17 protein-coding genes, 3 pseudogenes and 1 riboswitch are annotated in these 23,570 nt (G+C 75.0%); of the genes and pseudogenes, 9 read left to right on the forward strand and 11 right to left on the reverse strand.

Annotation, left to right across the window (positions count from 1 at the left end; translation table 11 throughout):
* Window positions 1-266: 266 nt before the first annotated feature.
* Window positions 267-1,430, reverse strand: coding sequence for a Vms1/Ankzf1 family peptidyl-tRNA hydrolase (locus tag L6E17_RS05120; RefSeq protein ID WP_236239520.1), 1,164 nt, complete (start codon window positions 1,428-1,430; stop codon window positions 267-269).
* A 144-nt stretch (window positions 1,431-1,574) separates the two neighbouring features.
* On the opposite strand from L6E17_RS05120, the gene L6E17_RS05125 reads away from it, so the two are divergent.
* Window positions 1,575-2,150: a TIGR03086 family metal-binding protein gene (locus L6E17_RS05125; protein ID WP_236239521.1), complete on the forward strand. Its 576-nt coding sequence runs from the start codon at window positions 1,575-1,577 to the stop codon at window positions 2,148-2,150.
* Between the two features lie 392 nt (window positions 2,151-2,542).
* On the opposite strand, the gene L6E17_RS05130 is transcribed toward L6E17_RS05125, so the two are convergent.
* Genes L6E17_RS05130 through L6E17_RS05140 form a run of 3 tightly spaced genes read right to left on the reverse strand, consistent with a single transcriptional unit; the run spans window position 2,543 to window position 3,952 of the window.
* Window positions 2,543-3,097: a type 1 glutamine amidotransferase domain-containing protein gene (locus tag L6E17_RS05130; protein WP_236239522.1), complete on the reverse strand. Its 555-nt coding sequence runs from the start codon at window positions 3,095-3,097 to the stop codon at window positions 2,543-2,545.
* 15 nt (window positions 3,098-3,112) lie between these two features.
* Window positions 3,113-3,541: a CBS domain-containing protein gene (locus tag L6E17_RS05135; protein WP_236239523.1), complete on the reverse strand. Its 429-nt coding sequence runs from the start codon at window positions 3,539-3,541 to the stop codon at window positions 3,113-3,115.
* Window positions 3,542-3,586: 45 nt separating this feature from the next.
* A complete protein-coding gene (locus tag L6E17_RS05140; protein ID WP_236239524.1) occupies window positions 3,587-3,952 on the reverse strand; it encodes a DUF2795 domain-containing protein in 366 nt (121 codons plus the stop codon).
* A 172-nt stretch (window positions 3,953-4,124) separates the two neighbouring features.
* Here L6E17_RS05140 and L6E17_RS05145 point away from each other — a divergent pair, with 172 nt between their 5' ends.
* The 3 genes and pseudogenes from L6E17_RS05145 to L6E17_RS05155 form a co-directional block, all read left to right on the forward strand.
* A complete protein-coding gene (locus L6E17_RS05145; protein ID WP_236239525.1) occupies window positions 4,125-4,355 on the forward strand; it encodes a hypothetical protein in 231 nt (76 codons plus the stop codon).
* A gap of 329 nt (window positions 4,356-4,684) precedes the next feature.
* Window positions 4,685-5,476, forward strand: a complete 792-nt coding sequence (locus L6E17_RS05150) for an RNA polymerase sigma factor SigF (protein WP_236239526.1) — start codon at window positions 4,685-4,687, stop codon at window positions 5,474-5,476.
* A 460-nt stretch (window positions 5,477-5,936) separates the two neighbouring features.
* Window positions 5,937-7,056, forward strand: a pseudogene (locus L6E17_RS05155) (aminotransferase class I/II-fold pyridoxal phosphate-dependent enzyme); the annotation flags it as partial.
* Window positions 7,057-7,204: 148 nt separating this feature from the next.
* On the opposite strand, the gene L6E17_RS05160 reads toward L6E17_RS05155, so the two are convergent.
* Together L6E17_RS05160 and L6E17_RS05165 are read right to left on the reverse strand one after the other, a co-directional pair.
* Window positions 7,205-7,819 (reverse strand): DedA family protein, encoded by a 615-nt coding sequence (locus L6E17_RS05160; RefSeq protein ID WP_236239665.1) that lies wholly within the window; start codon window positions 7,817-7,819, stop codon window positions 7,205-7,207.
* A 35-nt stretch (window positions 7,820-7,854) separates the two neighbouring features.
* Window positions 7,855-8,632, reverse strand: a pseudogene (locus L6E17_RS05165) (MBL fold metallo-hydrolase).
* 84 nt (window positions 8,633-8,716) lie between these two features.
* Between L6E17_RS05165 and L6E17_RS05170 the strand changes: the two are divergent.
* The 3 genes and pseudogenes from L6E17_RS05170 to L6E17_RS05180 form a co-directional block, all read left to right on the forward strand.
* Entirely contained in the window at window positions 8,717-9,121 is a 405-nt protein-coding gene (locus L6E17_RS05170; RefSeq protein ID WP_236239527.1) for a hypothetical protein, read from the forward strand.
* A gap of 305 nt (window positions 9,122-9,426) precedes the next feature.
* Window positions 9,427-11,655, forward strand: a complete 2,229-nt coding sequence (locus L6E17_RS05175) for a phage holin family protein (RefSeq protein ID WP_236239528.1) — start codon at window positions 9,427-9,429, stop codon at window positions 11,653-11,655.
* Between the two features lie 66 nt (window positions 11,656-11,721).
* Window positions 11,722-12,667 (forward strand): annotated as a pseudogene (locus L6E17_RS05180) (amino acid permease); the annotation flags it as partial.
* On the opposite strand, the gene L6E17_RS05185 reads toward L6E17_RS05180, so the two are convergent.
* Window positions 12,624-14,771 (reverse strand): GNAT family N-acetyltransferase, encoded by a 2,148-nt coding sequence (locus L6E17_RS05185; protein ID WP_374108985.1) that lies wholly within the window; start codon window positions 14,769-14,771, stop codon window positions 12,624-12,626. The pseudogene L6E17_RS05180 and the gene L6E17_RS05185 sit on opposite strands and share 44 nt — an antisense overlap.
* Before the next feature lie 215 nt (window positions 14,772-14,986).
* On the opposite strand from L6E17_RS05185, the gene L6E17_RS05190 reads away from it, so the two are divergent.
* On the forward strand, window positions 14,987-15,268 hold the full coding sequence (locus L6E17_RS05190) for an HPr family phosphocarrier protein (RefSeq protein ID WP_071275165.1): 282 nt from the start codon (window positions 14,987-14,989) through the stop codon (window positions 15,266-15,268).
* A gap of 570 nt (window positions 15,269-15,838) precedes the next feature.
* Here the strand turns inward: L6E17_RS05190 and L6E17_RS05195 are convergent.
* The 4 genes from L6E17_RS05195 to L6E17_RS05210 all read right to left on the reverse strand — a co-directional run bounded on the left by L6E17_RS05195 (window position 15,839) and on the right by L6E17_RS05210 (window position 20,901).
* Window positions 15,839-16,516 carry a GntR family transcriptional regulator gene (locus L6E17_RS05195; protein WP_236239529.1) on the reverse strand — a complete coding sequence of 226 codons (678 nt, stop codon included), beginning with the start codon at window positions 16,514-16,516 and terminating at the stop codon, window positions 15,839-15,841.
* A 436-nt stretch (window positions 16,517-16,952) separates the two neighbouring features.
* Window positions 16,953-17,741 carry a M23 family metallopeptidase gene (locus L6E17_RS05200; protein WP_236239530.1) on the reverse strand — a complete coding sequence of 263 codons (789 nt, stop codon included), beginning with the start codon at window positions 17,739-17,741 and terminating at the stop codon, window positions 16,953-16,955.
* Between the two features lie 13 nt (window positions 17,742-17,754).
* Window positions 17,755-17,920, reverse strand: a riboswitch (cyclic di-AMP (ydaO/yuaA leader).
* Window positions 17,921-18,145: 225 nt separating this feature from the next.
* Window positions 18,146-19,513, reverse strand: a complete 1,368-nt coding sequence (locus L6E17_RS05205) for a pitrilysin family protein (protein WP_236239666.1) — start codon at window positions 19,511-19,513, stop codon at window positions 18,146-18,148.
* 26 nt (window positions 19,514-19,539) lie between these two features.
* Window positions 19,540-20,901 (reverse strand): pitrilysin family protein, encoded by a 1,362-nt coding sequence (locus tag L6E17_RS05210; RefSeq protein ID WP_236239531.1) that lies wholly within the window; start codon window positions 20,899-20,901, stop codon window positions 19,540-19,542.
* A gap of 212 nt (window positions 20,902-21,113) precedes the next feature.
* Between L6E17_RS05210 and L6E17_RS05215 the strand changes: the two genes are divergently transcribed.
* Window positions 21,114-23,567 (forward strand): DNA topoisomerase (ATP-hydrolyzing) subunit A, encoded by a 2,454-nt coding sequence (locus L6E17_RS05215; protein ID WP_236239532.1) that lies wholly within the window; start codon window positions 21,114-21,116, stop codon window positions 23,565-23,567.
* Window positions 23,568-23,570: the final 3 nt, after the last annotated feature.

Here is a 23,570-nt window from a genome sequence, read left to right on the forward strand (position 1 = left end):
CGCCGTCGTAACCAGCAGGGGCGGGAGATGGCGGTGGGACCGGAGCAGCCGGCGGGTACGGCGATGGCGCAGATACAGGAGCGGCCGGAGGGGCTCGCGATGCCGGGGTCCGCAGGGGCGGAAGGGCTCGCGACGCCGGGACCGGAGGGGGCGGGCAGGCATCGGAACCGCCGGCCCCTCCGGGCAGCAACAGGACGCCCCGGTGCCGCGGCCCCGGAAGGGCTGCGGCACCGGGACGTCCCCGATCCCCGGTCGGGGCCGGCGGCTCACATCGTCGCTGCCTCGGTCTCCTTCTCGCTGTACGGCCAGCGCAGGAGCGCACCCAGCCCGCCGACCGGCAGGTCGTCCTCCAGCTCGGGCCGCACCCGCAGGACCTCCGCCCCGGCGCTGACCGCGGCCCGCAGCAGCGCGTCGTCGGCGCGGGCCGGCACCGGGTCCGTGTCGCCCAGGTACTGGCTCTCCGAGCGGCGCACAGCCAGCTGGTCCGGCTCCGCGCCCACCCACACCTGGCGGTGTGCGTCCGGGCCCTCGCTGCGGATGAGCAGCTCCATGATCCGGTGCTCCCGGGCCGCCTCCACCAGCGCGGGCAGTCCCTCGGCCGCCGCCGCCCCGGCGGCCTTGCCGCCCTCCGGGGCCCGCACCGACCGGAACCGGTCCAGTTCGGCCTCCTCGTTGCGCCGCAGGAGCCGCTGCCGCGCCTCCCGCACGTCCTCGTCCAGCCGCACCCGGGAGGCGCCCGCGGCACGTCCGCCGTGCTCGGTCTCGACGGTCACCGACCGGCACTCGCCGGGCAGCCGGTCGTAGACCGAGCGCCGCTCCCGCGAATCGCCCGCCAGGACGACGAGGTCCGCGCCGGTGTCCGCCACGCACTCGGCGATGGCGTCCGCGACCTCGGCGGCGTTCTGCTCCCAGGTGTTCTCCACCCCGAGCTGCCAGTGCCGCACGTTCCAGGTGTTCTGCGAGGTGCGGTGGATCGGCCACTCGCGGCCGGTCACCGTGCGCAGCCGCATCTCCCCGACGGGGGAGCGCAGCTCCAGGTCCGCGCCGGTCCGGTCGATGTATGCCACGAGGCAGACGGGCTCCCGCGCGGCGAGGTCGAGGAGCGGACCGATACGGGGCAGCGAGGACCAGTAGACCTGCGACGGGGCGTTGGGCCGCACCGACAGCGACGGGTCGAGGACGACCTCGCCGTGCGCCGCGAACACCGCACGGCCGGCCTCACCCGGCGGGCGCGGCCAGGCCGACAGCGCCTCGTGCACGGCCTGCACGGTCGCCTCGTCGGCGCCCTGCGCGGCCAGGTCGTCACAGGCGTTGCGCGCCTGGAGCTCCATGCGCCAGCGTGCGGACTCGTCCATCCGCGAGGTGTCGAGATACACGGTGGCCCAGGGGCCCGGACGGTCGTACAGACTGGTCAGATAGGCGAGCTGCATGGCTCCCTCCCGTCAGGCGGTCGTGTCCGTCGCCGACGGGTACCCCTGCGGCCGCCGCGCACACTGCCGGTCTGCTGTCGCGCGCGGGCCGCGCCGGGCGCACAGTGGAACCGCCCGCTTCGCTACCTCCGGAGGTGACGCCGGATGCCCGGCAGCCCGCTCCTCGCCCGCCACGCGGAAGCCCTCGACCTGTTCTCCTCCCACGTCCACGCGATCCGCGCCGACCAGTGGGACGCCCCGACACCGTGCACCGAGTGGACGGTGCGGGACCTGGTGAACCACCTCACGGGCGAACAGCTCTGGACCGTTCCCCTGGTGCGGGACGGCAGCACGATCGCCGAGGTCGGCGACGCCTACGACGGCGACCTGCTGGGGGAGGACCCGGTCGCGACCTGGGACGAGGCCGCGGCGGCCGCCCGCGGCGTGCTGCGGGAGCCGGGTGCGCTGGACCGCACGGTCCACCTGTCGTACGGCGACGTGCCGGCCGCGGCGTACTGCGCGCAGATGACGGCCGACGCGGTCGTCCACGCGTGGGACCTCGCACGCGGCATCGGCGCGGACGACACGATCCCGGCCCCGCTCGTCGACTTCGCGCTCCAGGAGTACGGCCCGCACGCCGAGGAGTTCGCCGCCGGCGGCCTCTTCGCACCGGCCCTCCCCGCGCCGCCCGACGCCGACGCCCAGACGAAGCTGCTCGCCCTGCTGGGCCGCGCGGCCTGACCGGCGGCACGGGCCCCGGACCGGTGCGTCTCCGGCTGTGGGCGGCAGGGTGGTCGGCCCTGGGCGGCAGGGGTCCCGGACCGGTGCGCCCCCGGCTGTGGGTGGCAGGGTGGTCGGCCCTGGGCGGCAGGGGTCCCGGACCGGTGCGCCCCCGGATGTGGGTGGCAGGGTGGTCGGCCCCGGACGGCAGGGTCCCGCCGTACCGCACGCCCCGGTCGGCCGGGCGCTCGCCCACCCGCCGCGCCCGCCCCCGCACCCGCGTCGCAGGGCACATGCCCCGCACCCGAGCAGGAGCCGCCGCATGGCGAAGGACCCGCCGCGGGATGCCGCAGCGGGTCCTTCGGGCGTCCTCGGCGGGTCCTCGGGCGTCTCCGCGCCCGGCGGCGCGCCGCTCAGGCCGCCCGCGCCGGGCGCTCGGCGTGGAACTCGGACAGGAGCGTCGAGCAGAAGGCGTCCAGGTCCGCCGGCTTGCGGCTGGTCACCAGGCGGTTCGGGCCCGCGTGGCACACCTGCACCCGCTCGTCCACCCAGGTGCCGCCGGCGTTGCGGATGTCCGTCCGCAGGCTCGGCCACGACGTCAGCTCCCGCCCGCGCACCACATCCGCCTCCACCAGCGTCCACGGCGCGTGGCAGATGGCCGCGACCGGCTTGCCCGCGTCGAAGAAGGCCCGCACGAACGCCACGGCCTGCTCGTCCATCCGCAGGAAGTCGGGGTTGGCCACGCCGCCGGGCAGCACCAGCGCGTCGTAGTCGCCGGCCGCGGTCTCGTCGACGGTCCGGTCCACCGGGAAGGTGTCACCCTTGTCGAGGTGCTGGAACGCCTGGATCCGGCCCGGCTTCGTCGAGACCAGGACGGGTGTGTCACCGCCGTCGGCCACGGCCTGCCACGGTTCGGTGAGTTCGACCTGCTCGACGCCTTCGGGCGCCACCAGGAATGCGATACGCACGATAGTGCTCCTCAGTCAGTCGTCTTCGCTGTCGGGTGCCGCGCGGCTGATGTCCGCCAGCACGGACCCCGGTTCCTGGGAGACCGCCAGGTCGCCCAGGCTCACCACGCCCAGCGGCCGGCCGTCCGCGACCACCGGCAGCCGGCGCACGGCGTGCCGCCGCATGAGGTCGGCGGCGGTGGAGACCGCGTCGTCGGGGGACACGCACACCGGGTCGGGGGTGCACACGGCGCGGGCGTCCACGGTCAGCGGGTCGGCGCCCTCGGCGACGGCCCGGACGGTGATGTCGCGGTCGGTGAGGACCCCGACGAGCAGGTCCCCGTCGGCCACCAGCACATCGCCGATGTCCTGGGTCCGCATCAGCCGTGCCGCCTCGACGAGCGAGGCGTCGGGGCGCACGACGGCGACCCCCGTGGTCATGACCTCTCTGACCAGGTGAGCCATGGCTGCCGGTCTCCTCCCTTCCCCCGTGCCGTGCCGGTCGGGACGTCACCCGCGGTGCAGGGCCTTGGCGACCTCCTGCACGCTGCGGTAGGTGTGGTCATCGGGCAGGGTCTCCACCCGTTCCCGCAGCGGGTCCGGCGCGTGCCGCTCGCGCAGGACGCGCAGCAGGTCGCCCCGGTGCGCGGGGAACGGCGTCCTGGCCAGATGCCTGGCGAGTTCCAGACGCAGCGCCTCGAACGTGTCGGACGGGACACGGCCGCCCATCGCCAGCTCCGGGTCGTCGTCGGCCATGGGCTCCGGGTCGTGCCACTCCTCCACTCGGGTCGGGTGGCCGGACCGCAGCAGCCCCTGGAGCTGGTGCTTCATCTCGTCGTCGTGATGGCGGCTGAGCCGATCGCTGCCTCGCTGCATGGCGCCCTCCACGGTGCCGCGTGTGTCGGTCGCCGGGCGGGTACCCGGCGGCGCCGCCGCGAATCCCGCGCGCCGAGGGCCTGGTTTGAGCCCGTCGGCGCAGGGGACTCGCTGCTGCGGTTCCCGGCGGTTCGGCGCGGACCCGGAAGGGTCCGGACGGGAGGACGGGTCGATGGATCTCATCTCCGTACTGTTTCCGTTGCTGCTGCCACCGGCGATGCTGGGCGCGGTGATGGCGATGGCGCGTTACGAGGACCTGGTCCTGCCCTACCCGGAAGAGCCCCGCGACCCGGAGGACCCGCTGCTCGACCCCGACGCGGACGACCCGCAGCCGCCCGTGCCGCTCCCGCTGGGCGAGGCCCCGGCCCGCCCCGGACCGCACGGCCAGGCCGACGCCGCGTAGCGCCGCGCTCCGTATCACCCGTACGGCGGTACTCCCGCTCCTTGTCCTCTTCCGCCCCGAACCCCCTCCCACCTGTGGTTCTGCCGCATCGACGCCCCCGCGGGCCGGTCGCCGCACACCTGGCGGCAGGCCGCGGGGGCGATTCGCGCGGACAGTGGAATCAGGTGTTTGCCACCGCTGACCCAGGGCAGGCGAACCTCGTGCTTCGGACCGGAGGCACGACCGGGAGAGCGGCCCACCGCCCCGGACGTACGTGCCCGGCAACGGTCCCGTGGCGATCCCCGGGGTGACAGCCAACCATCAGCGCCGTTCGAGGAGCTGGACACACCATGCGAACCCTCGCCCCCACGAAGCATCCGCACGACGACGCACCCGACACGGCCGAGGCGTTCCGGCGGCTGGCGGCCCTGCCGCCGGGCCCCGAGCGGGACGCCGTACGCCAGGACATCGTGCGTGCCTGGCTGCCCATGGCGGACCGGCTCGCAGGCCGGTTCCGCAACCGCGGCGAGGCGCTGGAGGACCTGAAGCAGGTCGCCGCGCTCGGCCTCGTCAAGGCGGTGGACCGGTACGACCCCGAGCGCGGCGCCGCGTTCGAGAGTTTCGCCGTACCCACGATCACCGGCGAGATCAAACGCCATTTCCGCGACCACATGTGGACCCTGCACGTGCCCCGCCGGGTCCAGGACCTCCGCGGCCGGGTGCGCCTCGCGTACCGGGAGCTGTCGCACTCGGTGGGCGGGCGCACCCCGACCGTCGCCGAGATAGCCAAGAAGGCCGGGATGACCGAGGAGGAGGCCGTCGCCGGCCTCGAAGCCCTCGACAGCTTCACCGCCCTGTCCCTGGACGCCGAACTGCCGGGCACCGAGGACGGCTACACCCTCGTGGACGCGCTCGGCGGGCCCGACCCCGCACTGGACGTCGTGGTGGACCGCGAGGCGGTCAAGCCGCGGTTGCAGAGCCTGCCCGAGCGCGAGCAGAGAATCCTGTACATGCGGTTCTTCCGCGACATGACGCAGAGCAGCATCGCCGAGGACCTGGGCATCTCCCAGATGCACGTCAGCCGGCTGATAAGCCGCTGCTGCACCAGGCTGCGCGAGGACATCATGCGGGACGCCGCCTGACGACCGCGGCAAGCGGCGTACGCGGGTCACGCATCGTGAAACCGGCGAAACGTCCGTAAGGCCCCCTCAAGGAACCAGGGCCCTCCGGGAGCGGGTCCCGTCGACGGACGGCGCCGCACGGAGCAGCAGATCCTGAGCAGATCCTGAGGGGACAGGTCCCCGAGGAACGGAATTCCTCCAGGACCGCGGACGGCGGGCCGGACCACGCGGAGGCGGCGACATGCAGCACACCACCCCCGGAGCCGGGGACCCCGCCGCCCGCTCGACGGGTCGGCGGGCTCCGCGGGTGCCCCGTCGGCGGCCCCGGCCGCAGCGCGGCCCCCGCGCCGGGCGGGGCCGCGGCGCGCCCCCGCGCCGCGGCGGGGCACCGCGAGCCCCCGAGCGGTTCGGGCACGGGCAGGTGCGGTACGCCCCGGCCGCCCCCGGCAGCGGGCTGCCAGTGGTCGGCGAACTCGTCGCGGTGCTGGCCGCCGCGGCCGACCGCTCCGAGCCCGAACCGCCCGGCGGCGGGGCCGTCCTGCGGGAGGCCGCCTGCGGCTACTGGTGGCGGCGCGGGCTGCGCTGCCACCCGGAGGACCTGGCGGCGGCCCCCGGCGCCGGACCCCTCCTCGCCGCCGTACTCGCCGCGCACGGCGGGGACGTGCTCATGCCCCGCCCCTGCCCCCTCGGCTGGACCCCGCAGGCCAGGCTGCTGGGCCGCAGCGCCTACCACGTGCCCACGCCCGCCGAGTGCGGCGGCGTCCCCGACTCGTACGCCCTCCTGGAGACCGTGCGCAGGGTGCGGGCCGAGGGCGGCCACCCGGCGGTGCTGCTGCTGTGCGTCGCCGACGACCCCACGGGCACCGTCGCCCCGCCGGAGCTGGTGCGCGAGGCGTGCGAGGCGGCCGTCGCGGAGGGGCTGCACATCGTCAGCGACGAGACCTGGCGCGACACCCTGCACAGGCCCCACGACACCGTGCTGGTCAGCCCCGGGGAGATGTGCCCCGGCGACGTGACCGTGCTGAGCGACCTGTCCGGCGCGGTCGCGCCCGCCTCGTGGCCCGCCGCCGTCGCCCGCTTCCCCCGGGCGCCGCCGCGTCCGCGGCGCACCGGGCCCGCGTCCTCGACGTGCTCACCGCCCTCGGCGCGCGGCTGCCCGGCCCACTGGCCGCGGCCGTCGCCCACGCCCTCGACGAGCCGGCACCGGTGACCGCGCAGGCCGCCGCCGCGGCCGCCCTGCACGGCAGACTGGCCGCCGCCGTGCACCGCGCCGTGCACGGCGCCGGAGCACTGGCCCTGCCCCCGGAAGCCGGCCGGCACCTGTACGCCGACCTCGACCCGCTGCGTGAACGCCTCGCCGAGCGGGGCGTCACGGACTCCATCGCGCTGGAGGAGTACCTGAGCGAACGGCTCGGCACGCCCGTGCCCGGCGGTCACCGCTTCGGTGACGAACCGGGCGCCCTGCGCGCCCGGTTGGCGACCCTCCCGCTGCTCGGCACGACACCGGGGAGCGCGCGGAGGCGGCGGCCGCCGACGACCCGCTGCACGTCCCGCACGTGGCCCGGGCCCTCGACCGCCTGACCGCCACCCTCCGCGACCTGCCCGCCGACCCCCGAGCCGGTGAACACCCCGTGCGCCCGCGCCCCCGGGACCGGACCCTGCGGGCCCTCTGCCATGAGCCCCGGCGCCCGTACGCCCTGCGGGGCGTGAGCAGCGTCCGCACGCGACGGACGCGACCGGCCCCCCGTCTCAGCCCACCGGCGTACCCGGCCGCTTCCGCAGCCGCCGCCACACCACCGGCGCCCCGCTGATCAGCAGCGTCAGCGCCACCACCGCCACGACCCCCTGCCACGGCTGCGGGAACAGCGACCCGCCGGCCACCCCGATCAGCTGGTACGTCGCCGCCCACACGAGGCACGCCGGGATGTCCCCGACCAGGAACCGCCGCAGCGGCATCCGCGCCAGCAGGCACGCCAGCATCACCGGGATCCGCCCCGCCGGCACCAGCCGGGACAGCACCAGCACCGGCACCCGGTGGTCCCGCAGCCGCGTCCGCGCCCACGCCAGGCGCTCCGGCGCCGCCCTCGCCTGGAGCGCGTCCAGCCACGCCGAGCCGTTGCGGGACCGCACCCCGCGCTGCCCCAGCGCGTACAGCGCCGCGTCCCCGACCAGCGCCGCGCACGCCGCCACCGCGAACACCAGCAGCAGCGCGAACGGCGCCGTCTGGTGGAACGCCACCACCGCCGCCGAGCTGACGATCGCCCCGGTCGGCACCACCGGCACCAGCGCGCCCAGGGCGACCAGCAGGAACAGCGACGGGTAGGCGACCGCCCGCTGCGTCTCCTCCGGCGGCAGCCGGTTCATCACGTCGGCGAGCAGCCCGGCCGCCGCCACGCCGGTCACCGGGCCGCCTCGGGCCGCACCCGTTCCCCGTGCGCCGGCAGGTGCACCGCGACCTCGGGCGCCGCCCGCGCCGCGAGCCGCGCGAACTCGCTGCCCGGCGCGTGGAACTCGTGCGGCCGCACCGCGTCCATGCCGATCGGCCAGTACGTCCCGTAGTGCACCGGCACCGCGGCCCGCGGCCCCAGGGCGGCCAGCGCCCGCGCCGCCCGCCCCGCGTCCAGGTGGTCGTGGCCCAGGAAAGGCCCCCAGCCGCCCACCGGCAGCAGCGCCACGTCGATCTCGCCCACCGCCGCCGCCATCCCGTCGAACAGGCCCGTGTCCCCGGCGAAGTACGTACGGGCCGCGCCCTCCACCACGTACCCCAGGGCGGGGAGCGGTGCGGCCCCACCGGCAGCCGCCGCCCGTCGTGCGCCGCCGGCACCGCCCGCACCGCCACCGGGCCCGCCTTCACCTCGTCGCCCCACCCCAGCTCGGCCAGCCGCACCCCGCGCGGCCCCTCGGCCAGCCGCCGCAGCGCCGGCACCGCGCGCGGCGCCCCCGCGGCACGACGACCAGCGTGCCCGGCGCGAGCCGCGCCAGCGACGGAAGGTGCAGGTGGTCGGCGTGCAGATGGGAGATCAGCACCACGTCCGCGCGGGCCGCTTCGGGCGGCGGCAGGGCCCCGCGCCGCCGCCGCAGGTGGGCCAGCCGACGCGTGAACAGCGGGTCCGTCAGCACCCGCACACCGGAGTCCTCCACCGTGCAGGTGGCGTGCCCCCACCAGGTGACCTCCATCAGGCGCCCTTCCGTCCGCGGCTGCTGCCTACGAGCGTAGGGCCACGTCTCCTCGGACGGCGGCCGGCGGAGTAGGGTCGGGCCATGCAGGACGTACGCGTGGCGGCGATCGCCAGCCTGACGCCGCTGGAGGAGCTCGACTCCGACCCCTTCCTGGTGGACACCCGCAGCCAGCACGCCATGTGCGCCCGATGGGCGGCCGGCAGGGGATACGTGGTCATCCGGGAGCTGCTGTTCTACGGGCTGCCGCCGGACCACCGGATGCTCTGGGCCGACGTCGACGCGGGGGACGTCGATGTCTTCGTCGCCCCCAACGAGCGGGTGCTGGCACGGGCCGTGACCTGCGCGCGGGCGTTCTCGGCGGAGTGCGAGCGGCGCGGGGTGCGCCTGGAGACGGCCGGCCTGGAGGAGCCCGCGTACGACGCGGTGACGAAGGCGCGGGTCCACCGGCGGCTGTCGATGCCCACTGCCGGGTACGACGGCTGCTGAACCCCGCACCCCGAGCCCCGCACCCCGAGCCCCGCACCCCGAGCCCCTTGCCGACCTGCCTCACCGGCCCCGCCTTACCGGCCCCGCCTTGCCGACCCGCCCCGCCGACCCGCCTCACCGGCCCCGCCCGGCGCACGGCCGGGGCCCCGCCCTGCCCGGCCCGGAGCCCGTGCCGAGCTGATCTCCCGGCGCGCGGCCGGACCCTCCCCGCCGCAGCCTGTGCCACGCTGGATCTCCCGGTGGAAACCGGGGCGAAGCAGCCGACCCGGGCGGTCGGCGCCGGCAGCGGGCGGAGGGCGGACCGCGTGGGCGGAGGACACGGGCGCGCAGGGCACTGGAGGACGGTCGGCGGCGCCGTCCTGCGGGTCGTCGTCGTGTGGGTGGTGTCCACCCTCACCCTGCTGGCCCTCGCCGGCATCCTCCCCGACGTGCAGCTCCAGTCCGACGACGGCGACAGCATCACCCGCACGGCCCTGACCGCCGCCTGGGGCGCGGGCGCCTTCGGCCTGCTGAGCGCGCTCGTGTGGCCGCTCGTCGTGCGGGCGTTCCTGCTCGTGCCCGCCCTGGTGCTCGGCCTGCTGGTCTTCTTCCTCAACGGCTCCCTGCTGCTGGTCGCCCTCTGGCTGATCCCCGACGGGCGCGGCGAGGCCGACCCGGACAACGCCGTGGTGGTGGCGGCCGTCATGTCCGCCGTCGCGTCCGCCACCTCCACCGCCCTCGCCGTCCGGGACGACACGGCCTACCGGCGGCGGCTGTACCGGCTCGCCGGCCGCAGCCACACCCGGGCAGGAGACGCCGCCGCCCGGCCCCCCGGCACGGTCTTCCTGCAGATCGACGGCGTCGGCCACGACACGCTGCGGTCGGCGATGGCGTCCGGCGCCATGCCCACCGTCGCCGCCTGGGCCGGCACCACCCACCGGCTCGCCCCGTGGCGCACCGACTGGTCCAGCCAGACCGGCGCCAGCCAGCTCGCGCTGCTGCACGGCACGAACCACGACGTCCCCGCCTTCCGCTGGTACGAGAAGGACACCGGGCGGCTCATGGTCAGCAACCGGCCCGCCAGCGCCGGCGAGTTGCAGCGCCGCGCCGCCGCCCGCACCGGCTACCCCGGCCTGCTCGCGGGCGGCGGCGCCAGCCGGGGCAACCTCTTCACCGGAGGCGCCGACCAGCTCGCCCTGGTCCTGTCGGTCACGGCCCGGCGCGGTCTCGGCAGCCGCTCACGCGCCGGCTACTTCGCGTACTTCCGCGACCCCGCCAACGCCACCCGCACCGCCGTCTCCTACCTCGCCGAGGTCGGCCGCGAGGTCGTCCAGGCGCTCGCCGCCCGGCTGCGCGGCGACCGGCCCCGGGTGCCGCGCGGCGGTCTCTACCCCTTCGTGCGGGCCTTCGCCACGGTCGTCGAACGGGACGTCGTGCTCGCCGCCGTCATGGGCGACGTGCTGGCCGGGCGCCCCGCCGTGTACGCCGACTTCGTGGCGTACGACGAGGTGGCCCACCACTCCGGTCCGCACAGCCGGGACGCGCTGAAAGTGCTGGAGCGGATCGACCGCTGCGTCGCGCTCGTCGCGAAGGCGGTCGAGCACGCGCCGCGCCCGTACCGGATCGTGCTCCTCTCCGACCACGGGCAGAGCTTCGGGGAGACGTTCGAGTCCGCGTACGGGCTCACGCTGCGCGACCTCGTCAGGGTCTGCTGCGGTCTGCCCGTCCCGCGCCGCGTGCGGCACAGCCCGAGCGGCGCCGAGGCCCGCGGGGCCCTGCGCACCGCCCTGCACCGGCCGGAGGAGGGCTTCGAGGCGCCGCCCGGCGAGCGTCCGGCGCGCGGTGCGGGGCCGATCGTGCTGGCCTCGGGCAACCTCGGACTGATCTCCTTCCCCGACGTGCCGCACCGGATGTCCCGCGAGGAGATCGACCGCCGCTACCCCGCGCTGCTGCCCACCCTGGCCGAGCACCCCGGGATCGGCTTCCTGCTGGTGCGCAGCGAGGAGCACGGGTCGGTGGTGCTCGGGCCGGGCGGCTTCGCGGAGCCCGTCGACCGCGTCACCGACACCTCGGGGCCGCTCGCCGCCTTCGGCCCGGGCACCGCCGACGCCGTCCGGCGCACCGACTCCTTCCCCCACGCCGCGGACATCATGGTCAACTCGATGTACGACCCTGCGTCCGGGCGCGTGCACGCCTTCGAGGCGCAGATCGGCTCCCACGGCGGACTCGGCGGCGAGCAGGCGCGGCCCTTCCTGCTGTGGCCTTCCGAGCTCACCCCCCCGACGGCCGACGGCGGGCCGCTGAACGGGGCGGAGGCGGTGCACCGGGTACTGCGCCGCTGGCTGGAGGAGTCCCACGCCGGAGAACCGCCCGCGGCGGGCTCCCGGGGCGAGGAGCCGCCCGCGGTGGAGCGCCGTGCCGAGGAGCCGTCCACGGCGGAGGCCGGCGCCGGACGGCCCCCCGCTGTCGAACGCATGAAGGAATCCCGTCTCGACGTGCGAGACGGTGAAGGTTTTCCTGTGGCGGACGGCCTCACGCGGGATAAAAACAGTTGATTTGGTGGGGCGTTCTCCGTAGCTCACCATGGTCTCGTTTGTACGGAGAAAGGCGCACCACCCCTCATGACCACGGTCACCCCCCGCCACGACATCACCGGAGCAGCACCCGCCCCCGAGGGGCCGGCGCCCGCCGGCGGCGAAGGCCCGGGCGGTGACGGGCGGCACGCCCGACGCTTCGGGCTCCCCGTCGCCACCGCCCTGGTCATGGGCAACATCATCGGCGGGGGCATCTTCCTGCTGCCCGCCTCGGTCGCCCCGTACGGCACCATCAGCCTGGTCGCGTTCGGCATCCTGACCGCCGGAGCGATCGCCCTCGCCCTGGTCTTCGGGCGGCTGGCCGAGCGCCACCCGCGCACCGGCGGCCCGTACGTCTACGCCCGCGAGGCGTTCGGCGACTTCGCCGGCTTCCTCGCCGCCTGGTCGTACTGGATCACCGCCTGGGTGTCGAACGCCGCCCTCGCCGTGGCCGCCGTCGGCTACCTCGGCGTGCTGCTGCCGCTGCACGGGTCGGTGGCCGCGACGCTCGCGGCGGCGCTGTGCCTCCAGTGGCTGCCGGCGCTCGCCAACCTCGCCGGGACCCGGTACGTCGGTGCGGTCCAACTGGTCTCCACGGTCCTGAAGTTCGTGCCGCTGCTGCTGGTGGCCCTGGGCGGGCTGTTCTTCTTCGACCCGGCGAACCTGGGCCCGTTCCAGGCCGGCGGAGACGGCGCGCTCGGCGCGGTGTCGGCGTCCGCCGCGATCCTGCTCTTCAGCTACCTGGGCGTCGAGTCCGCCGCCGTCAGCGCGGGGGAGGTGCGCGACCCGCGCCGCAACGTCGGGCGGGCCACCGTCCTGGGCACCCTCGGCGCGGCCGTCCTTTACCTGCTGGGCACGCTCGCGGTGTTCGGCACCGTCGCCCAGGACCGGCTCGTGGACTCCTCGGCACCCTTCTCCGACGCTCGGCGCCCTCAACGGCTGGACCCTGCTCAGCGCCCAGACCCCGTACGCGGCGGCCCGCGACGGGCTGTTCGGCGGTCGGGGGCGGGGCCATCGGCGGCAGGGCCATCGGGGGTAAGGCGGTCGGGGGCAGGGTCCGCTGCGGGGCGGTCGGGGCCCTCGGCAGCCGCTTCCACGAGCGGCTCGAACGCCTCGGACGTCTCGGAGGCCTCAGACGCCTCAGACGCCTCAGACGCCTCCGGGTCCGCCGCGTGCGCGGGTCCGGCGGGTTCCGGGGCCGGGGCGGTGCTCGTCGCGGCGGCCAGGGCGTCGGCGAGCGCGCCCAGCTCGACATGGACGACGACCACGGGCTTGGCCGGCGCCGTCGCGGACGCCGCGCGCAGCGCCTCCGCCAGCACCTCCCCCTCGGCCTGCGGCTCGGTCGAGCCCTGCTCGCCCACCCACGGGATGGCGGTGACGACCACCGCGTCGCAGTTCTCGTCGTGCAGGGCCGCCGCGAGCGCGGCACGGAAGTCGTCGGGGGTGGCGGAGGTGGTGAGGTCGCGCGGGCGCAGCGGCCGCAGCCCCTCCGCGAGGCACGCGTCGTACGTGAGGAGGCCGAGCGACTCCGAGTTCCCCAGGATCGCGATCCGGGGGCCGGCCGGCAGCGGCTGCCCCGCGAGGAGGAGCCCGACGTCGACGAGTTCGGTGACCGTGTCGACGCGGATGACGCCCGCCTGGCGCAGCAGTTCGGAGACCGTGGCGTGCGGGACGCGGGTGGCGGGCACGGCGTGGCCGGGAGGCGCGCTGCCGCTGTGGCGTCCGCCCTGGACGGCCACCACGGGCTTGGCCACGGCGGTGCGGCGGGCCAGCCGGGTGAACTTGCGGGGATTGCCGATCGACTCCAGGTAGAGCAGGACGACGTCGGTGCCGGGGTCCTCGTACCAGTACTGGAGTATGTCGTTGCCGGAGACGTCGGCGCGGTTCCCCGCGGACACGAACGAGGACACCCCGGCGCCCCGGCGGTGCAGTCCGGCGAGCAGGGCGATGGCGATGGCGCCGGACTGGGTGAAGAGGCCGATCCGTCCGGTCGTCGGCAACTGGGGCGCGAGGGAGGCGTTGAGCCGGACGTCGTCGGCGGTGTTCAGGATGCCGAACGCGTTGGGGCCGATGACGCGCATGCCGTACGAGCGCGCCTGCCGCACCAGGGCGCGCTGCCGCTCGCGTCCGGCGGGGCCGCTCTCGGCGTATCCGGCGGAGAGGACGACGAGGCCGCGGACGCCGTGGTCGCCGCACTCGGCGACCACGGACGGCACATGGGCGGCGGGTACGGCGACGACGGCCAGGTCGACGGGCTCGGCGATGCCGGTGACGGAGCGGTACGCGGGAACGCCGTCCATGGTCGCCGGCGCGTCCTGGAGCGCGCGGTTCACGGCGTACAGGCGGCCGGTGTAGCCGGACTCCAGGATGTTGCGCAGGACGGTGCGGCCGACGCCGCCGGGGGTGCGGCCCGCCCCGATGACGGCGACCGAGCCGGGCGCGAGGAGCCGCTGCACCGAGCGGGCCTCGGCGCGCTGCTCGCGGGCCCGCTGGACGGCGAGGGCCCGGTCGGTGGGCTCCAGGTCGAGGTGGAGGCGGACGGCGCCGTCCTCGAAGCTGCGCTTCTGGGTGTACCCGGCGTCCGTGAACACCTTGATCATCTTGGTGTTCGCGGGGAGCACCTCCGCGGCGAACCGGCGGATGCCCCGCTCGCGCGCGCAGGCGGCGATGTGCTCCAGCAGGGCGGAGGCGACGCCGCGGCCCTGGTGGGCGTCCTGGACGAGGAACGCGACCTCCGCCTCGTCGGCCGGGGCTCCGGCGGGGCGGCCGTGCGCGTCGATGCGGTCGTAGCGGACGGTGCCGATGAACTCGCCGCCGATGGTGGCGGCGAGGCCCACCCGGTCCACGTAGTCGTGGTGGGTGAAGTGGTGGACGTCCTTCGCGGAGAGCCGGGGGTAGGGCGCGAAGAACCGGTAGTACTTCGACTCGTCCGAGACCTGCTCGTAGAAGCTGACCAGGCGCTCCGCGTCGTCCGTGGTGATCGGCCGGATGCGGGCGGTGCCTCCGTCGCGGAGGACGACGTCGGCCTCCCAGTGGTCGGGATAGGCGTGGACCGGCTGCGGGGCCGGTGGTTCCGACTGATCGGAAGGGTTCCGCATGGGCCAAGCGTACGGCGCTCGTACGGATGGCGGAGCGGTTCGCGGGCCCCGGCGGGCGCAGCGGGGCCGGTCGCCGTACGACACGGGCCGGAAGGCCGTGCGGCGCGGGGGCCGGACGGCCCGGCGCGGGACACTGTGCCGACGGGCCGCTTCGAGCACCGCGCACCCCGTGGCACACTGGTCTAGACAACCCCTAGCACCTGAAGGGCAACACCATGGCTGAGCGCCGCGTCAACGTCGGCTGGGCCGAGGGCCTGCACGCCCGCCCCGCCTCCATCTTCGTCCGTGCCGCCACGGCGTCCGGCGTCCCGGTGACCATCGCCAAGGCTGGCGGCGCTCCGGTCAACGCGGCGTCGATGCTCGCGGTGCTGGGTCTGGGCGCGCAGGGCGGCGAGGAGATCGTGCTCGCGTCCGACGCCGAGGGCGCGGAGGCGGCCCTGGACCGCCTGGCGAAGCTGGTCGCCGAGGGTCTTGAGGAACTCCCCGAGACCGTCTGACCTCGCGGCGCCGCCACCGGCGCCCGCACCGGCCACGAAGCCGCGCCGCCCCCTGGGGGTGGCGCGGCTTCGCGCATCACGCCATGGCCGTGCGCCTACCGCCCGTGCGGGCGTACGACGCTGGTGCACCGCCGCATGCGGGGCGTACGGCCCTGCCCGCGCCGCCGCAATCGGCCGCCCCTCACTCCCCCGCCACCGCCTTCAGACACTCCGCGCCCCGCGCCACCGTCTTCACGTCCCGCACCCCCGCCCTCGGCGCCCTGCACCACCGTCTTCACGTCCCGCACCCCCGCCCTCGGCGCCCTGCACCTGCGCCTTCAGGCACCGCACCGCCGCATCCGGGCGTGCCCACGCCCCCGCACCACCGCATGCGGGGACACCGCTTCCTGCGCACCTTCCATTCCCGCGCACCCTTCCCGGCCCCCCACGTGCCGGCACACGGAAATCAGCGTGCCGAAACGCGGAAATCAGACTGCCCCGCTTTTGCCCGCACGCATGACTGCGGGGAATTACGGGCAGCCGGATAAAGCGGCCAGACCTTTCCGCTCCCCCTTGTATACGGCGCAGCCGTTAATTCCGGGATCCCGCGGTGTTGACGGGATGTTGCGAAACCCTCACACGGTCGGGCCGGCGCAGCCGGTGCACCCCGCGCCAGCGCTCGGCGTGCTGGGTGGTGAGCGCGCGGGCCCGCTCCGCGTCGCCGCGGGCCACCGCGTCGACGATGGCGCCGTGCTCGGCCCAGACGTCGGCCGGCCGGGACGGCTGGTCGACCGCGTACATCCAGGTGATCTTCTGCCTGAGCTGGGTGAGCAGTGCCGTCAGCCCGGGGCTCGCCGCGGCCTGGGCGAGCGTCTCGTGGAACCACACGTCGAGAGACCGCAGGTCGTCGCCCTGGCCGTGGCGGGCGCGCTGCTGGCCGAGCCGTACGAGCCCGCGCAGCACCTTGAGGTGGGCGTCGGTGCGGCGCTGGGCCGCTCGGGCCGCGCCGAGGGGCTCCAGGAGCGCACGCATCTCCAGCAGGTCGGCAGCCTCTTGCTCGCTCGGCTCCGCGACGAACGCACCGACGTGCCGGCGGGAGGTGACGAAGCCCTCGGACTCCAGGGTGCGCAGCGCCTCGCGGACCGGGACACGGGACACTCCGTAGCGGCGCGCCAACTGCTCCTCGGCGAGGCGGCTGCCGCGCGGCAGGACACCGGAGACGATGTCCGTGCGGATCGCCGTGCATACCGAGTGCGCCGGAATGCGCATACCGGACCTCCGAATCGCTCCGCCCACTGTTTATCCGCGCGAAACCCACAAGTCGGCCGCTGCTTGGCGTGACTCTATGGCAAAGGCGCTGTTTTTCCGATGCCCCGTCGTATTCCATGGCGACTTTTCGGCCGAACACCGACGTGAACCGAACACGGACGGCACTCAGGAGGCGTGCGGCCGGGCTCGGGCCCCGGACCCGGCGGCGCGGATGCACCCGGCTGAGGGAGGGGAGAAGGCCGGTTGCGGGGGCGGAGGAGTGGAGGAAGCTCCGCCCGCGAGGCGAGGGTGAAGGGCAGGCCGAGGCCCCGGCCGCGGGGGCCGAAGGAGGAACTCCGGCCCGGGTGGGTGGGGCCGGCGGCTGCCGACCGGGTACGACGGAGGCCCCGGCTGCTGGTGAGCCGGGGCCCTTCCTCGTACCGCTGAGGGGACGGCGTCAGACGCGGACGCCTCGGGCCCGCAGGTAGGCCACGGGGTCGATGTCGGAGCCGTAGTCCGCGCCCGTGCGTGCCTCGAAGTGGAGGTGGGGCCCGGTCGAGTTGCCGGTCGAGCCGGAGACGCCGATCTGCTGGCCGGGCGCGACGGTCTGGCCGACGGCCACGGTGACGGAGGCGAGGTGGCCGTACTGCGTGTAGGTGCCGTCGTGCATGCGGATCACGACGTTGTTGCCGTAGGCGCCGCCCCAGCCGGCCTCCACGACGGTGCCGAGGCCCACGGAGACGACGGTGGAGCCGTACGGGGCGTGGAAGTCGACGCCGGAGTGGCTGCCGGAGGACCACAGGGAGCCGCCGGCCCGGTACGCGGTGGAGACGTACGAGCCGGCGACGGGCAGCTGGAAGGAGTGCAGGCGCCTGCGCTCCTCCTCGCGGTCGGCGCGTTCCTTGGCCGCGCGGGCCTGCTTGAACCGGGCCTCGGCCTGGCGCTTGGCCTCCTGCTCCGCCCGCGCCTGGCGCTCGGCGGCGGTGGCGGCCTCCTCCTGCACGGCGGCCTGCTCCCGGACCTCCTCGGCCAGACCGTGGCCGGTGATCGTCTTGGTGGGCCCGGTGCTGTCGAGGGCCTCCAGGGTCCCGGTGAGCGCGGCCTCCCGGCCGGCGGCGGACGCCGGGGAGGTGAGGGTACCGATGACGCCGGTGGTGGCGAGGGCGGCGACGCCTGCGGCGTGCGCGCTCCTGCGGGTCATCCGGCTGGGGGCACGGTGCTTCCCGGTGGCACGGGTGAACGCCATGAAGTGGGGTGGTCCTTTCCTTCCCTCTCGCCTACCGGGTTAGCTGACGGGTTCGGAGCAGGAAGGTCTCCTACGACCCCCTCCGCACGGTGGCGAAGGCGGCCGATTCACCCCAGGGGACGTGGTGGGTCCCCGGCTCCCCAGGCTCGCGCCCGACGGGGATTCGGCGATCGCTGTCCGGTGCCGCGGGTGCGGCGGGTGCAGCGGGCGGACAGCGACGAAGACGCTATGCGGCGGATCTTTCAATCACCAAACGGACACGGATTTTTGTAGCGCACGCCACAGGGCAGACACCCAGGCTCCCCACCAAAACGGACAGGGGCGGGGGCAATCGGAACCCCGACGTCCCAAGTGGACGCCGGGGTTCCGGGGCGCGGTGCCCCGAAGGGGCGACAGACCGTCAATCAGCCGGAGACGACCGTCACTTCTCCGATGCCGAGCGCTTCGACCGGCTCCCTGATGACCGCGGCGTCCCCGACGAGGACGGTGACGAGCCGGTCCGGCGGGAAGGCGCTGACCACCGCCGCGGTGGCCTCCACGGTGCCGGTCTCGGCCAGCCTGCGGTACAGCTCCGCCTGGAAGTCGTCCGGCAGGTGCTGCTCCACCTGGTCGGCCAGCGTCCCCGCGACGGCCGCCGCCGTCTCGTACCGCAGCGGGGCGACGCCCACGAGGTTGTGGACGGCCGCGTCCCGCTCCGCGTCCGTGAGGCCCTCCTCGGCGAGGGTGCGCAGCACCTTCCAGAGGTCGTCGAGGGCGGGGCCGGTGTGCGGCGTGTCGACGGAGCCGTTGATCGCCAGCAGCGCCGCGCCCGTGCCCTCCGCGGTGGAGCGCAGCACCTGCCCGAAGGCCCGCACGCCGTACGTGTAGCCCTTCTCCTCGCGCAGGACGCGGTCGAGCCGCGAGGTGAGGGTGCCGCCCAGGCAGTACGTGCCGACGACCTGCGCGGGCCACACGCGGTCGTGCCGGTCGGGGCCGACCCGGCCGATGAGCAGCTGGGTCTGCACCGCGCCCGGCCGGTCCACGATGACGACGCGTCCCCGGTCGTCCGCGGTCACCGGCGGGGCCGTGCGCGGCTTCGCGGCGGTGCCGGTCCAGGTGCCGAGCGACTCCGCGAGGACGGCGTCCAGGTCGATGCCCGTCAGGTCGCCCACGACCACGGCGGTGGCCGACGCGGGCCGCACGTGGGCCTCGTAGAAGGCGCGGACGGCGGCCGCGTCGATCCGTGCGACGGTCTCCTCGGTGCCCTGGCGCGGCCGGGACATGCGGGACGCCGCGGGGAACAGCTCGGCGTACAGCTGCTTGGCTGCGCGGCGGGCCGGGTTGGCCGTCTCGTGCGGGATCTCGTCCAGGCGGTTGCGGACGAGGCGCTCGACCTCGCTGTCCGCGAAGGCCGGGGCCCGCAGCGCCTCGGCCAGCAGGCCCAGGGCCTTCGGCAGCCGGGAGGCGGGGACCTCCAGGGAGACCCGGACGCCGGGGTGGTCGGCGTGCGCGTCCAGGGTGGCCCCGCAGCGCTCCAGCTCGGCGGCGAACTCCTCGGCCGTGTGCTTGTCGGTGCCTTCGGAGAGGGCGCGCGCCATGATCGTGGCGACGCCGTCGAGCCCTTCGGGCTCGGCGTCGAGCGGGGCGTCCAGGTCGATCTCGACGGCGACGACCTGCTGGCCGGGGCGGTGGCAGCGCAGCACCGTCAGGCCGTTGTCGAGGGTTCCGCGCTCGGGGGCGGGGAACGCCCACGGGCGGGGCGTGCCGCCGGCGGGCTGCGGGTGGAAGTCCATGCTGGTCAGAGACACGGCAGCGTCGCTCACTGGTCCGTACCCTCTTCCTGGTCGTCGCTGTCGGTCGGCTGGCCGTCGGCGGCCTTGTCCACGGGCTCGTAGACGAGCACGGCGCGGTTGTCGGGACGCAGCCGCTCGGAGGCGACCGCCTGCACCTCCTCGGCGGTGACCTCCAGGACCCGCTGGACCGCCGTGAGGGCGAGCTGCGGGTCGCCGAACAGCACCGCGTACCGGCACAGTTCGTCCGCGCGGCCGGCGACGGTGCCGAGCCGGTCCAGCCATTCCCGCTCCAGCTGGGCCTGGGCGCGTTCCATCTCCTCGGCCGTGGGGCCCTCGGCGGCGAACCGGGCCAGCTCCTCGTCGACGGCGGCCTCGATGGCGGGCACCTCGACGCCCGCGGACGCCTTCACGTCCAGCCAGCCGAGCGACGGCGCGCCGGCGAGCCGCAGGAGGCCGAAGCCGGCCGCGACGGCCGTGCGGTCCCGGCGGACGAGCCGGTTGTGGAGGCGGGAGGACTCCCCGCCGCCGAGGATGGTGAGCGCCACGTCGGCGGCGTCGCACGCGCGCGTGCCGTCCTGCGGGAGGCGGTAGGCGGCCATCAGGGCGCGGGAGGGGACGTCCTCCTCGACGACGTGGCGGAGCTGCTCGCCGATGGTGTCGGGGAGCGTGCCGTCGCGGGGCTCGGGCTTCCCGTCGTGCCCGGGGATGGAGCCGAAGTACTTCTCGATCCACGCGAGCGTCTGCTCCGGGTCGATGTCGCCCACCACGGACAGGACCGCGTTGTTCGGCGCGTAGTAGGTGCGGAAGAAGTTCCGGGCGTCTTCCAGGGTGGCGGCGTCCAGGTCGGCCATGGAGCCGATGGGCGTGTGGTGGTAGGGGTGCCCGTCCGGGTACGCGAGCGCGGTGAGCCGCTCGAAGGCGGTGCCGTAGGGCACGTTGTCGTACCGCTGGCGGCGCTCGTTCTTGACGACGTCCCGCTGGTTCTCCATGGACTCGTCGTCGAGGGCGGCCAGGAGGGAGCCCATCCGGTCCGCCTCCAGCCACAGCGCGAGCTCCAGCTGGTGGGCGGGCATGGTCTCGAAGTAGTTGGTGCGCTCGAAGCTGGTGGTGCCGTTGAGGGAGCCGCCGGCGCCCTGCACCAGCTCGAAGTGGCCGTTGCCCTCGACCTGCTTGGAGCCCTGGAACATCAGGTGCTCGAAGAGGTGGGCGAGGCCGGTGCGGCCCTTGACCTCGTGGCGGGAGCCGACGTCGTACCAGAGGCACACCGCGGCGACCGGGGTCAGGTGGTCCTCGGAGAGCACCACGCGCAGACCGTTGGCCAGCCGGTGCTCGGTCGCTTTCAGGCCTCCGGAGCCGGCCGGGGCTGTGGCCGTGTGACCCTTGGGCATGTACGTCCCTTCGATCGCGTCTGGGAAACCCTGGGTACGTCGGGAAGACGTCCGGGGAAAGTCCTGCCACTGTATGCAAGCGCACCGGTGCTCCGGGAAGTTCCCGGAGGTACTCCGCGTCCCTCTTCCGGGTCGCGGTCGGCCGTGTCAGTGGGACGGTCCACAATGGTCCGCGTCAGATCAACCTTGTTGGTGAAGGAGCCGCAGCAGCGATGGCCCGCCGCAGCACGAAGACCACGCCGCCCGACGATTTCGAGGAGCGGATCCTCGACATCGACGTCGTCGACGAGATGCAGGGCTCCTTCCTCGAGTACGCGTACTCGGTGATCTACTCCCGGGCCCTGCCGGACGCCCGGGACGGCCTGAAGCCCGTGCACCGGCGCATCGTGTACCAGATGAACGAGATGGGGCTGCGGCCGGACCGCGGCTTCGTGAAGTGCGCCCGCGTCGTCGGCGAGGTGATGGGCAAGCTCCACCCGCACGGCGACGCGTCGATCTACGACGCGCTGGTGCGCATGGCGCAGCCGTTCTCGATGCGGCTGCCGCTGGTGGACGGCCACGGCAACTTCGGCTCGCTGGGCAACGACGACCCGCCGGCCGCCATGCGGTACACGGAGTGCCGCGCGGCGGACGCGGCGAGCCTGATGACGGAGTCGATCGACGAGAACACCGTCGACTTCGCCCCGAACTACGACGGGCAGGAGCGCGAGCCGGCCGCCCTGCCGGCCGCGTTCCCGAACCTGCTGGTCAACGGCGCGTCCGGAATCGCGGTCGGCATGGCGACGAACATGCCGCCGCACAACCTCGGCGAGGTGATCGCCGCCGCCCGGCACCTGATCAGGCACCCGGGCGCGGACCTGGAGACCCTGATGCGGTTCGTGCCGGGGCCCGACCTGCCGACGGGCGGGCGGATCGTCGGTCTGAACGGCATCAAGGACGCGTACGACTCCGGCCGCGGCACCTTCAAGATCCGCGCCACGGCGACCGTGGAGAACGTCACCCCGCGCCGCAAGGGCATCGTGGTGACCGAGCTGCCGTTCACGGTCGGCCCGGAGAAGGTCATCGCCAAGATCAAGGACCTGGTCGGCGCGAAGAAGCTCCAGGGCATCGCGGACGTCAAGGACCTCACGGACCGGGAGCACGGGCTGCGCCTGGTCATCGAGATCAAGAACGGTTTCGTGCCCGAGGCGGTGCTGGAGCAGCTGTACAAGCTGACGCCGATGGAGGAGTCCTTCGGCATCAACAACGTGGCGCTGGTGGACGGGCAGCCGGTCACGCTCGGCCTGAAGGAGCTGCTGGAGGTCTACCTCGACCACCGCTTCGAGGTGGTGCGGCGGCGCAGCGAGTTCCGCCGGGGCAAGAAGCAGGACCGGCTGCACCTGGTCGAGGGCCTGCTGGTGGCGCTCGTCGACATCGACGAGGTGATCCGGCTGATCCGGTCGAGTGAGAACTCGGCGGAGGCCAAGCAGCGCCTGATGGAGCGGTTCGGGCTGAGCGAGGTGCAGACGCAGTACATCCTCGACACGCCGCTGCGCCGGCTCACCAAGTTCGACCGGCTGGAGCTCGAGGCGGAGCGGGACCGGCTGGCCGACGAGATCGAGCAGCTGACGCGGATCCTGGACTCGGACGCGGAGCTGCGGAAGCTGGTGTCGTCCGAGCTGGCCGCGGTGGCGAAGAAGTTCGGCACGCCGCGGCGCACGGTGCTGCTGGAGTCGGCGGGCGCCGCGGCCCCCACGATGCCGCTGGAGGTCGAGGACTCCCCGTGCCGGGTGCTGCTGTCGTCGACGGGCCTGCTGGCCCGTACGGCCTCGGGCGAACCGCTGCCTGAGGCCGCCGGCCGGCGGGTCAAGCACGACGTGATCGTGTCGGCCGTGGCGGCGACGGTGCGGGGCGCGGTGGGCGCGGTGACGTCCGCCGGCCGGCTGCTGCGCGTCTCCGTGGTCGATCTGCCGCAGCTGCCGGACACGGCGGCGGCGCCGAACCTGGCGGGCGGGGCGCCGCTGTCGGAGTTCCTGACGCTGGAGAAGGACGAGACGGTCGTCTGCCTGACGACGCTGGACGAGGCGTCGCCCGGGCTGGCGCTGGGCACCCTGCAGGGCGTGGTGAAGCGGGTGGCGCCGGACTACCCCGCCAACAAGGACGAGTTGGAGGTCATGACCCTGAAGGAGGGCGACCGGATCGTCGGGGGCGCGGAGCTGCGGACCGGCGAGGAGGACCTGGTCTTCATCACCTCGGACGCGCAGCTGCTGCGCTACCCGGCGTCGCAGGTGCGGCCGCAGGGCCGCGCCGCGGGCGGTATGGCGGGAGTGAAGCTGGCGGCGGGGGCACAGGTGCTGTCGTTCACCGCCGTGGACCCGGCGGCCGACGCGGTGGTGTTCACCGTCGCGGGTGCGACGGGCCAGCTGGACGCGTCGGTCGGTACGTCGGCGAAGGTGACGCCGTTCGACCAGTTCCCGCGCAAGGGGCGGGCCACGGGCGGCGTGCGCTGCCAGCGGTTCCTGAAGGGCGAGGACGTGCTGGTGTTCGCCTGGGCGGGTGAGGCTCCGGCGCGCGCGGCGCAGAAGAACGGCGCCCCGGTGGAGCTGCCGGACCCGGACCCGCGCCGGGACGGCTCGGGCGTGCCGCTGGTGAAGCCGGTGGCGGTGGTCGCCGGCCCGGTGTCGTAGCGG

The sequence above is a fragment of the Streptomyces sp. CC228A genome, assembly GCF_021390935.1.
Taxonomy (GTDB): domain Bacteria; phylum Actinomycetota; class Actinomycetes; order Streptomycetales; family Streptomycetaceae; genus Streptomyces.